The organism is Collinsella sp. TF06-26 (assembly GCF_002232035.1).
In the GTDB taxonomy this organism is placed as follows: domain Bacteria; phylum Actinomycetota; class Coriobacteriia; order Coriobacteriales; family Coriobacteriaceae; genus Collinsella.
In genome coordinates this window covers 1-10,170 of sequence record NZ_NKXR01000024.1, presented here as the reverse complement: position 1 = coordinate 10,170, position 10,170 = coordinate 1, and the positions used below count along the sequence as shown (strand labels likewise).

Sequence of the window (10,170 nt, the reverse complement as noted above, 5' to 3'; positions counted from 1 at the left end):
GCGGAAACGCGGGGGCCGTTCAGGCTGTTGCGCTGAGATTGAAAATCAACCATGGTAAAAATCCCCAAATTGATTCGCCGCGAGAATTCTCGCGGCGAATAGCTTGCGCTCATGAAGTGATTGGACGATCAAGAAGATGCGTAGCGCTGCAGGCGAGTTGGGGAGTGTGTTAGGGATATTAAATATAAAAATCCCGGATATGCTTTCGCATAAACGATGTCACGGCGATTCTAGGATTTTGGGCTGTGCGGAGTATGAGCTCAAAATGAGTAACAACGATAAGAAAGTTTCCAGGAGGTGTTTGGTTAGAATTTCTTTTTGTTCAAGCTGCACATCCGAGGCTCCTCAAAAGATGGGGCTTGGTTTGGCGCAGTAAGTAAGAATCCTGCTTGCACTGCTTGATGCCGCAAATGGGGACGGCGAGATCGTTTCACTTATGTCAGTGGCGATGGGTTTTCCGGGAGCTACTATCGGCTGGGCCTTCTCAGAATGGTACAAGGGAGGCAATGGTGAGATTTCTGCGGATAGCACCATTGCCTCTCTGATTATTTGGTTTTCCGCTTCATGTGTAATTCTCATCTTATTTATTGCGTCTAGGGCATGCTCTGCAAGGCGCCGTTCAAAATTGCACGGGATGTTGCTAATCTTGGAACAAGAACTTGAGAATGAGCAAATAGCCAAGAGGGCTCACTGTATCATCAGATGATGAGAAATCGATTGAGCCCAGGCATGCTGTATCGATACTAACCAGCGCAGAATAGCAAGTGAGGGGAAAACTCTGAAACTGCCCTTAGCCCCGCTTGAGGTTTGGAGGATAAAGAAAGATGACTATTGGGAAGGCCGATCTGAGTAAGGCGGATATTGGGGTAATTGCCGCGTTGTTCGTCGGCGTTTTATCTGCTGCGTCGCTGGCCTTTATCAAGCTATGTCCTTCCGCGGCTTTTGTCTATGCCCTGGCTGCGTTTGTCGGATCTGTATTCATTGCTTATTCGTATCATTTCTTTCTTAGGACTCCGAAACAGACCAAATATGGCGTTTCTTCTCCCAAGATGCTCGCTTGTATCATTGGGTTAAGCGCTATAGGTGCCATTCTTCTTGAGGTGTTTACGCTTTGGGGAGCGCCGTTGTCTACCCCGTTAGAGTTATCAGATTGGAGCAAGCGACGTATTCTAATCTTTTTCGTCGCTATTTCGGGCTGCATGATCGTACATGTCTCCAATTCGTACGCCGCGGTTCCCAAGATCGGGCCTTCAGGGCATTCGTATCAAAGGTCTATTGGCAAACTGTTTGCCTACTCTATTCCGGGTGTCACGCTGATGACCCTCTTTGTCGCAATAATTGGCTTGGTGCCTAGTTACTTTGTCTCTAAGATAATCGGTGTAGTTGCGGGTCGTTTAACTTATCTGTTGATTTGCTTTTTCCTTGTCGGCGTTGGTGCGTTCTTTTATTTCTGGAAGAAGGGAAGGGTCGAGCTTTTTTTTCTCAGCTCTTGCCTACTATTGGGATCTTTCTTGGTTTTCATCGCACCTCCGGTAACCGCGATTTCTTGGGATGACGAGATTCATTACGATAGGGCGCTCGGTTTGTCATACCTAGGACATTCGGAGTATTCATACGCGGATCAACTGCTCGTCACTAAGCCCTGGGCCGCGGTGAATTTAGACCATGAATTGCTCTACGAGTCGGTGGATGAGGTCGCCGAGGCGGGTGCTTCTGCTGAACAGTCGGGCGAATATATGGAGCAGCCAAGTTTTGCATCGCCCATATCGAAAAGCAGTCTCACTACGGTCTCCACATTCGGGTATGTTCCATCGGCAATCGGTCTGTGGGTGGCTCGCGTATTCCATGTTCCAATTTTGGTGAGCTTCATGTTTGGTAAGATGGGCAACCTTATTTCATATGCAGTAGTTATTGCTTTTGCCATCCGTATTATCCCTACTAAAAAGTTGTCCATGATGCTCATTGGTCTTCTTCCGACGAGTATTTTTCTCGCTTCAAATTATTCGTATGATCCTGTTGTGACGTCATTTCTCATGCTTGCAGCTGCTTTGGTAGTGAGAGAAATTAGTCGTCCGCTCGAGCGACTTACAATCAAAAGCCTGCTAAAAATCGTCACTGCGTTATTCCTAGGGCTTGCTCCAAAGGCAATTTACTTTCCGGTCATTGGTCTGCTACTTCTTATGCCCCGAGCCAAGTTTTCCTCGCGCACCGCTTACAAACGCTATATCGGTTTCGTAGTCGCCTTCGGGCTCGTAATGGTTTTATCATTTGTGTTGCCAATGCTATTTAGCGCTGATGCGCAAGCAGGGGATGCCCGCGGGGGATCTGATGTTAGTGCTTCAGGTCAAATCGCGTATATTCTCTCTCATCCGTTGGATTACGCATACACACTCATCAACTTCATATTGGGCTATATTTCCCCTGTTAATTCCGATATGTACTCGCTTTCGTTCTCTTATATGGGCGTCTCTCTTCCGGCTGTGTTGCAATGGAGCTCAGCCTTGCCCTTTACGGTTCTCATCGTTGGATCTTTAATTGATAGTCCAAAAACGAAGACTTTTGGATTGAGCCTGTGTGGTAGGTTGTGGGTTCTTACTATAGTCGCATCATCGATTGCTCTTGTTTGCACGGCTTTATATGTGAGCTTTACATCAGTTGGATCGAATACCATTGCAGGTTGTCAAGCACGATACCTTACTCCGCTGTTGCTATACGCTGCCTTGCTTGCCCCTTCTTTTTCTACAGGGGGCATACAGATCAGTAATTCAGGCAAATTGATAAAGGAAGAAAGTACGACAAGAATAACTATGCTGTTCCTCACGTCAATTATGATCTTTTTCTCCGCTGCATGTTCGTATTATTTCATAGTACTCTGGTAGTTTGCCAGTTTGAGTATTGCGCGCTCTGAGCAGCATCTGTTTCGCGCTTTCCGTATCGCTTCCCATCCAGACGTTTCGCTCCTTCCGCATCGCCCGTTCTGCCATTTCCGTATCGCCGTTCCTCCGTCCGTAGAATCGGCTTGCAGTGCAACCGATTCACGGAAGGAGGAACCACATGGCAAGGAAGATAAGGGCGAAGTTCATAATGGAGCTCCGTGACCAGGGCATGTCGAGGAGATCGATCGCCAAGACCAGGCACATGTCCATGGGCAGCGTCTGCGAGGCGTTCGACATCGCGGGCGATCGCGGCATCACCTGGGACCAGGTGAAGGGCATTGGGGACGAGCGGGTCTACGAGCTGTTCTACCCCGACCGCAACGTGCGCGAGAGCGTCTTCGAGGAGCCCGACTGGTCCTACGCGCACGCCGAGATGGCGAAGGTCGGCTTCAACCTGCGCCTGCTGCATGACGAGTACAAGTCGAAGTGCTCGCGCGGGCACATGGTCGCCATGGGCTACACCAGGTTCTGCGAGCGCTACGGCGACTACACCGCGGCGAACAACCTGACCAAGCGCATCGAGCACAAGGCGGGCGTGTCGTGCGAGGTCGACTGGTCCGGCCCGACGAACGGCAGGGGGCTGGTGAACCCGATCACCAGGGAGGTCTCGAAGATCTACCTGTTCGTCGGCGTGCTCCCGTTCAGCCAGAAGGCCTACTTCGAGCCGACGCTGGATATGAGGGAGCGCACCTGGCTGTGCTGCTACGTGCACATGTACGAGTTCTGGGGCGGCGTGCCACAGTGTTCAGTTGGCCGTTGACACAAACACGCGTGCGCGGATGCGTGCGGTACTCAAGCGTGCCGCGGGCGGTACCGAAGGGCAATATTCACGTCTTTGGATGATACTACCGAAGCGCGTTGCAGGTGGAACGGAGAAAGTCTATTACTCAAGAATAAACGACGCGCAACCGATCGAATGAATCGAGATATTGCACACCTCTCGTTACGTCTCAACATTTCCATAGAGAACAGCAGAAATCTCAAAACTCGACAAGGCGCTCGGATCCGGCATCTCTATTGCCATGAGCAACAAGTGATTATTAACCTTTGCATTGATCGCGTCTCGAGTGTATAGGCGGCGGACCGGTGGGGCGCGGGCGCGGATGCGAGCGGTACTCAAGCGCGCCGCGGGCGGTACCGAAGGGCAATATTCACGTTTTTGGATGGCGTTACTGAAGTGCGTTATAGGTGGTATGGAGAAAGACGATTACTCAGTCAATGAGCCCCCTTTCTCAAAACACAGAAAAAGGGATCAGTAACTATCAATTAAGTCGCGGCAATAAGAGAGCGGGGGATTGGAGGCCCCGTCCCCTTATCTATAGTGCAATGATATTGCTAATACCTATTGTGAGACTGCATTTAGATCTTACAAGTGGTAATAGCGATTTCCTGGTTCTCCCACGGTGAAATTCGGGTTCATGTATGGATCGCCTTCTACATAGTAGTTTGCCCAGCGATAATTCATGTACGCAACCTCTTTGTGGAAGCGAATCTGCTTGTCCGTGTTGTTTTCAACGCCTCTAGAAATTGACTCGTAATGATACAGCTCGACTTCGGGCGTGTATACAACCAGATCGTTAATCTCGCGAAGCTTTAGGCAAAAGTCGACATCATTAAATGCGACTTGAAGCTCTTCGGTAAAACCTCCGACTTTTTCGTATTCGCTACGTTTGGTCATAATGCAAGCCGCCGTGACGGCGCTGAAGTCTTGCTGTGCATCGTTGAGTGCAAAATAGCCCCAGTTGTCTTTTGGCATGCTTTGGCAGAGATGTCCTGCCACGCCGCCCGTGACGCATAGGCCAGCGTGTTGAATGGTGTTGTCGGGATAGTAGAGTTTTGCACCAACTGCGCCAACATCCTCGCGTGCGCAGATGCCAAGCATAGTTTCAATCCAATTGGGCGTAATCACTTCAGTGTCGTTATTCAGCAGCAAGAGATAATTGCCCTTGGCATGGGACACTCCAAAGTTCATGAGCTTGGAAAAGTTAAATTCGTGCTCCCAGGTAACAAGGCGAACGATATCAGGGTATTTGGCTTGTAACTTATCGTAATACTCGAACGTTGCATTTTCCGTGCTGTTATTTTCGATTATTACAAGCTCGTAATTGTCGTATGTGGATTTCTCGACAATTGACGTAATGCAGTTATCGAGGATATCAGCGTGATCTTTGGTCGGAATGATGATCGAAACGAGCGGATGGGAATCTGGCGCGGCGTAGGTTACTTTATATGTAAAGGGACGACGCGCTTGTTCAACTTTTGCATTGAGCCCAAGTCTGTCGAGGTGATTCTGAACCGCCTTAATTCCCGCAATGGTGGCATAAGGTTTGCTGTCGGCATTTGCTGCGGTTGACGTTTCGCTTAAGCGCCAGTGATATAGAACTTTTGCAACATGGTGGACATTCCTTGCCTTTTCAACGGCCCGGAGAGTCAAATTGTGATCCTGGGCTCCATCAAACTCTTTCGTATTCGGTTCTAGAGTGTCAAGAAGGGACTTACGGATGGTAAGCATGTGGCATATATAGTTATTATTTCTGAGTAAATCGATATTGAAATCCGGTTTAAAGAACGGCTGTGCCAGCTTTCCATCGGGCATGAGTTTGTCTTCATCGCAATAAAGAAGATCAACGTCATCATTGTTTTCAATTGCCTCGGCATACGAGAACAACAAATCCGGTTCAAGGATGTCGTCATGGTCAAAGAAGCAGACGAAATCGCCCGAAGCAGCGGCTACTCCGGCATTTGTGTTTTCGGAAATGCCCTTATTCTCGGCAAGGGTAATTGATTTAATTCTGTTGTCGCGGGCTGTCTCCTGCTCAACGCGAGCCTTTAGTTCCTGATTGTCAGGGCTTGCATTAACTAGGAGGAGCTCCCAGTTTGCATAAGACTGGTTTTTTACGGATTCGACCATATCGTTAAAAAACGAAATGGGCGTGTTGTAAAGAGGGACAATGATGCTGAATTTCGGAGCGCTATTGAAGACGATTTTTCTCTGCTTCTCCAGTGCACCAATGGTTGCCTTATGCTCTGTAAACCATTCGGGGTATTCGGGGTCAAACTGCGCATGGGTAAAGAGGAAGTTGGTCTCCTCAAGAAGCAAGCCTAATTTATCAGGCGTTAAGCAGTCAAATGCACTGAATGATGGGTGATTTTGATCGTCAATAATAAAATAGTAACGATCAAACGCCTTTGGCATGCGGATCGAGAGCTGCGTTTCAAGTTGCTTTTTCTCGGATGTAAATCCAACGCTCGTTACATTTGAACCGAAATTGACTATGCTCAGCCCAACCTCATTGAGGAACCGGTCGAGGCAGCGAAGTTTGATTTGCGAGTCATTGCGGTACGGTGTTCTAACCGTGCACCTCAGGATATACTCGTTTGAATCTTCGATGCACTGCCAAAAATCAATCGTCGCCATCTCAAACTCTGAAACGTCATCGTAATTTCGGAGTTTGCTGCACATGTCAGGTTTAATTTTGTAGTTAAGACGCGACTCCCATTTGATGTTCTTGCAATTGAGCGAAAGGGAGTCGCTGCTCAGGTTGCAACCGTCTTTGCCGATTTCGTTAAACTCAATTTTAATGGCTCGGGTATCGGGGTCGGGGATTACAAGAACGTATGAGTTCGATTCGCCGTTATTGTCCTTGAATTTTAGAAGAGACAAAGGTAAGCGGCGGTCGTCATCCGTTGCCGCTTGAGCTTTTATGCTGGAGCCTTCATGGATGCCTTCTATTTTAAGTTGCTGGTAGATTTTCCAGTTTCCTCTGCATACTCCGGTTGTTTCGACTCGCATTGTTTGCCTTTCGTTTGTTGGACACTGCTCATTGTACTAATTCATTTCCTACCTCGCGATAAATGCAGAAAGAGATGCGTGTTTCTGCTGTCCGTTTTAAAGAGAATGAGGAGGAAGCCGTTGCCGGCGCATATAATTTTAATAACTATGTTTGTCTAATCGTTATTTGCAATTAGCAGCTTTTGCTCAACGATTGTCAACTGAGAGGAATTCTATGAAAGGCATCATCCTCGCCGGCGGTTCCGGCACCCGCCTGTACCCGCTCACGCTCGTGACCTCCAAGCAGCTGCTGCCGGTCTACGACAAGCCCATGATCTACTACCCGCTGTCCACCCTCATGCTGGCGGGCATCCGGGACATCCTCATCATCTCCACGCCTACGGACCTGCCCAACTTCGAGCGCCTGCTCGGGGACGGCTCGCGCTACGGCGTGAACCTCTCCTACGCCGAGCAGCCGAGCCCCGACGGCCTGGCGCAGGCCTTCACCATCGGCGAGGAGTTCATCGGCGGCGAGCCGTGCGCCCTCGTGCTCGGCGACAACATCTTCTACGGCAACGGACTGTCGCGCCACCTGACGCGCGCCGTCCAGAACGCCGAGTCGGGCCGCGCCACGGTCTTCGGCTACCATGTGGACGACCCCGAGCGCTTCGGCGTCGTTGAGTTCGACGGCGAGGGCAGGGCCGTCTCCATCGAGGAGAAGCCCGAGTGCCCCAAGAGCTCCTACGCCGTCACCGGCCTGTACTTCTACCCGGGCGACGTGGCAGCCAAGGCCCACCAGGTGAAGCCCTCCGCGCGCGGCGAGCTGGAGATCACCACGCTCAACCAGATGTACCTGGAGGAGGGGACGCTGTCCGTCGTCACCCTCGGCCGCGGCTACGCGTGGCTGGACACCGGCACCATGGAGAGCCTGCACGAGGCCGCGGAGTTCGTCCGCGCCGTGGAGCACTCCCAGGACCTGCCCGTGTCCGTGCCCGAGGAGATCGCCTGGGAGAACGGCTGGATCACGACCGCCGAGCTGGAGGAGGCAGCGAAGGCCTACGGCAAGTCGGTCTACGGGCAGCACCTGAAGAAGGTCGCCGCCGGCGAGATCGTCAACAGCCCGCGCGAGTATTAATTGCCTGGTGAAAGGGGATGAGTGATGACCGATATTCTGGAGCGTGATGGCCTTTCAGTCGACCTTCTCTCATCCCTTTCGTACTGGGGAGGCGAGTTGGCTGATGCGTTATCTGGTTGCTAAGTGGTTTTCTGAGCAAGGTTCGTTGGTAATGGCCGTTAAGCCGGGCCAGGAGCTTGTCGAGATGATGCGAAGGATAGAGGATCGTTTCGGCATCTCTGACCTTCAGCTCATTAACATCAGTCGTCCTTCCGCATATGGCGAGTATGAACCATTTGAGTTTGTCCATTCTGAGGAACAGCTTGTAAAGCGCCTTGAGCAGCAAGCGAAGTAAGAAGCTGCGTTAGAATTTCATGATAATCGGGCAATTCGAATATGTGTTCGTATTTTCGGTTATAATCTAAGTAGATATTTTTAAGGGAAGGAGGGCATATGGCTACTTCAAGTTTAAAAACACCGATTAGGATGCTCTCTCCTCAGGGCGTAAAGGCGTTGTGCGACGCATATGATGAAGGCGTAACCAAGGATTTGAAGTTCAAGCCATCGCCTTCGGATCCGTCTTTGACGCCAGACATGAAGAAGGCCATCGATTCTTTGTTTAAATCGATGGGCTTCTAGAAATGGCGCTTGTATCGTATTCTTTACTCCAATTACTTAATGCGCGAGGAGAGGACGAGGTTTCGGACGTTCTCTCCTCTTTTCGCTGTGAACGTAACAAGGATATAGAGGATTTTGTTCGTTATAACGCGTTTGATTTTAACCTGAGGGGTTTCTGTGCCTCTTATCTTGTATTTGATACAGATGCGGCCGCTTTAGTTGGCTTTTATGCCCTTGCTCTAAAGATTGCCTCCATTCCTGAGAATGTCGTTTCAAAAACAGCTCACAAGAAGTTGGCTTCTTTTGGTGAACTTAGACCAGAAACTGGTTGTTTTGATTTGCCTTGTGTTCTGTTGGCGCAATTTGGGAAAAGCGATTCAGGTATAGGTCGCGTAACCGGTGAAGAACTCATGGCTTTCGTTGAAAAGTCTATTTCTGACATACAGCGTCTTGTTGGCGGAAGGTTTGTGTTTCTGGACTCTGTCAATGAGCCTGGTCTTATTGAGTTCTATAGTCGCATGGGATACAGAGAGTTTGGCATAAGAAACAAACCTGCAGGAGAAGATTCTGATTCTGCTGAAGGCTCATATGTTCAAATGTTTAAGTACTTACATCTCTAGTAGGCGAAAAAAGGAGATTCATGTCTGAGATTTTTGAACCTAAGAACATCATCGTCACGGGCGGCTGCGGCTTCATCGGCAGCAACTTCGTGCACTACGTGGTCGACAACCACCCGGGCGTCCACGTCACCGTCCTGGACAAGCTGACCTACGCCGGCAACCCCGAGAACATCGCGGGGCTGCCCTCCGACCGCGTGGAGCTTGTCGTGGGCGACATCTGCGACGCGGAGCTGCTCGATAGGATCGTCCCCGGCCACGACGCGATCGTCCACTATGCCGCGGAGTCCCACAACGACAACTCCATCGCCGACCCGGAGCCGTTCCTGCGCACCAACGTCGAGGGAACCTTCCGCCTGCTGGAGGCCGTCCGCAAATACGGCGTCCGCTACCACCACGTCTCCACCGACGAGGTCTACGGCGACCTTGCGCTCGACGACCCGGCGAAGTTCACCGAGGAGACGCCGTATCACCCGAGCAGCCCGTACTCGAGCACCAAGGCGTCCTCCGACATGCTGGTCCGCGCCTGGACCCGCACCTACGGCCTGCGCACGACCATCTCCAACTGCTCCAACAACTACGGCCCCTACCAGCACGTGGAGAAGTTCATCCCGCGCCAGATCACGAACATCATCGACGGCGTGCGCCCCAAGCTCTACGGCCGCGGCGAGAACGTCCGCGACTGGATCCACACCGAGGACCACTCCTCGGCCGTCTGGGACATCCTCACGAAGGGCCGCATGGGGGAGACCTACCTCATCGGCGCCGACGGCGAGAAGAACAACATCACGGTCCTGCGCATGATCCTCGAGGCGATGGGCCGCGACCCCGAGGACTTCGACTGGGTCGCCGACCGCCCCGGCCACGACCGCCGCTACGCCATCGACTCGACCAAGCTCCAGCGCGAGCTGGGCTGGAGGCCGGCGCACACCGACTTCGCCGAGGGGCTCAAGCAGACGATCGACTGGTACGTCGCCAACGAGTCCTGGTGGCGCCCGGCCAAGGAGGCCACCGAGGCACGCTACCGCGCCCAGGGGCAGTAGGCCGGACCCCGGCGAACCGCACCGCGGGGCGCCCGCGCGGGGCCGCAGGGCATGGGGATGATCCTGCGTC

General features: G+C 51.6%; 8 protein-coding genes. 7 read left to right on the top strand and 1 reads right to left on the bottom strand.

Annotated elements, in window-relative coordinates; all coding sequences use genetic code 11:
- Positions 1-824: 824 nt before the first annotated feature.
- Both CHY22_RS09635 and CHY22_RS09630 read left to right on the top strand, forming a co-directional pair.
- Positions 825-2,879, top strand: coding sequence for a DUF2142 domain-containing protein (locus CHY22_RS09635; protein ID WP_089573666.1), 2,055 nt, complete (start codon positions 825-827; stop codon positions 2,877-2,879).
- A 175-nt stretch (positions 2,880-3,054) separates the two neighbouring features.
- Positions 3,055-3,696: a transposase gene (locus tag CHY22_RS09630; RefSeq protein WP_143759231.1), complete on the top strand. Its 642-nt coding sequence runs from the start codon at positions 3,055-3,057 to the stop codon at positions 3,694-3,696.
- A 606-nt stretch (positions 3,697-4,302) separates the two neighbouring features.
- Here the strand turns inward: CHY22_RS09630 and CHY22_RS09625 are convergent.
- Complete coding sequence (locus CHY22_RS09625; protein WP_089573664.1) at positions 4,303-6,729, bottom strand: glycosyltransferase family 2 protein; 2,427 nt, start codon at positions 6,727-6,729, stop codon at positions 4,303-4,305.
- 214 nt (positions 6,730-6,943) lie between these two features.
- Between CHY22_RS09625 and rfbA the strand changes: the two genes are divergently transcribed.
- The 5 genes from rfbA (at position 6,944) to rfbB (ending at position 10,100) form a co-directional block, all read left to right on the top strand.
- The gene (gene rfbA / locus CHY22_RS09620; RefSeq protein WP_089573663.1) at positions 6,944-7,843 is read left to right on the top strand and encodes a glucose-1-phosphate thymidylyltransferase RfbA; all 900 of its coding nucleotides are present in this window, start codon (positions 6,944-6,946) and stop codon (positions 7,841-7,843) included.
- A 46-nt stretch (positions 7,844-7,889) separates the two neighbouring features.
- Positions 7,890-8,177, top strand: a complete 288-nt coding sequence (locus CHY22_RS09615; RefSeq protein WP_199408774.1) for a DUF6718 family protein — start codon at positions 7,890-7,892, stop codon at positions 8,175-8,177.
- Between the two features lie 98 nt (positions 8,178-8,275).
- Complete coding sequence (locus CHY22_RS09610) at positions 8,276-8,461, top strand: hypothetical protein (protein WP_089573662.1); 186 nt, start codon at positions 8,276-8,278, stop codon at positions 8,459-8,461.
- 2 nt (positions 8,462-8,463) lie between these two features.
- Positions 8,464-9,060 carry a hypothetical protein gene (locus tag CHY22_RS09605; RefSeq protein WP_089573661.1) on the top strand — a complete coding sequence of 199 codons (597 nt, stop codon included), beginning with the start codon at positions 8,464-8,466 and terminating at the stop codon, positions 9,058-9,060.
- A gap of 20 nt (positions 9,061-9,080) precedes the next feature.
- The gene (gene rfbB, locus CHY22_RS09600; RefSeq protein ID WP_089573660.1) at positions 9,081-10,100 is read left to right on the top strand and encodes a dTDP-glucose 4,6-dehydratase; all 1,020 of its coding nucleotides are present in this window, start codon (positions 9,081-9,083) and stop codon (positions 10,098-10,100) included.
- Positions 10,101-10,170 lie beyond the last annotated feature (70 nt).